A 1,077-nucleotide genomic window follows, 5' to 3' on the forward strand; every position below is an offset into this window, starting at 1 on the left:
GAGGCGGCGACCTCGGGGATGGTTTGGGCCGTGCCGGCGCCGGTGAGCGCGACGGCGGCGAACAGGGACAACACGATCGAACGCATGGTTCCTCCTTGGCGTGGGCGTGCGCGGCGCGCACGGACGGGACGTTCACGGACGTGGACGGGGCGGGACTGCAAGGCCACGGTCCCAGGCAGGGGCCCGAAACCGCAAGACCGGGCGCGCGGGTGCGCAGGCGCGACCAAAACGAAGGATAGGCGACGGGGGCGTTTCGGTCTGCGGCAACGCTCACGGTGCCCGTGCGCTGCGCCACGGTTCGAGCCGGCACGGCCTTGACGAGGGGCTGGTACGACTGGCACACGGTGATCCTGGCGGCGTGGGTGACGGCTCCTCCTCGGCTCCCCTCGGCCCGGTGCACGTCGACGTCCTCGGGCCCCCGCGCGTGCGGGTCGGCGGCGCACCGGTCCGCTTCCGCTCCCGCAAGGCGGAGGCGCTCACGTACGACCTGGCGGTCGAACGCGGTCGCCACTCCCGCGCCCGCCTCGCGGCGCTGTTGTGGGACGACGTTGCCGGCGGCGCCAACCTCCGCGTCATCCTGAACGACGTCCGCAAGCACCTCGGGCCCCACGTGATCGTCGATGCGGCGACCCAACGCGTGGGCTTGACCGACGTGCACTGCGACGTCGACGCTCTGGACGGACCGGCGACCGACGCCCCGAACGGGCGCCTCGGGCCGCAGCTGCGCGCGGACCCCTCGCTGCTGGAGGGCTTCGACGTCGCCGACGCGCCCGCCTTCGAGGCGTGGCGCGACGAGGCGGACGCCCACGTCCGCGAACGGCTCGCGCGCCTCCGCGCGCAGGCGCTCGACGCCGCCCTGGACGCCGACGACCTCCCCACCGCCCTGGACCTGGCGGACGCCACCTGCCGCGCCGCCCCGTGGGACGTCCTCGCCCTCGCGCGGCTCGTGCGCCTGGCGCTCCGCGTCGGCGCGAACGAGCGCGCGGCGCACCGCCTGGACGGCACCGAAACGGCGGTCGCGGAGGTCGGAGGGGACGAGGCGCTCGCCCAGGTCGCCGCGCTGCGGCCCACCTCCGC

Annotated in this window: 1 protein-coding gene; it reads left to right on the forward strand. The window is 75.7% G+C overall.

Going from position 1 to position 1,077, the window contains the following annotated elements; genetic code table 11:
• Positions 1 to 394 precede the first annotated feature (394 nt).
• The coding region (locus RI554_11690) for a hypothetical protein (GenBank protein ID MDR9392675.1) at positions 395 to 1,077 on the forward strand (683 nt) is incomplete at its 3' end.

This window comes from Trueperaceae bacterium (genome assembly GCA_031581195.1).
GTDB lineage: Bacteria > Deinococcota > Deinococci > Deinococcales > Trueperaceae > SLSQ01.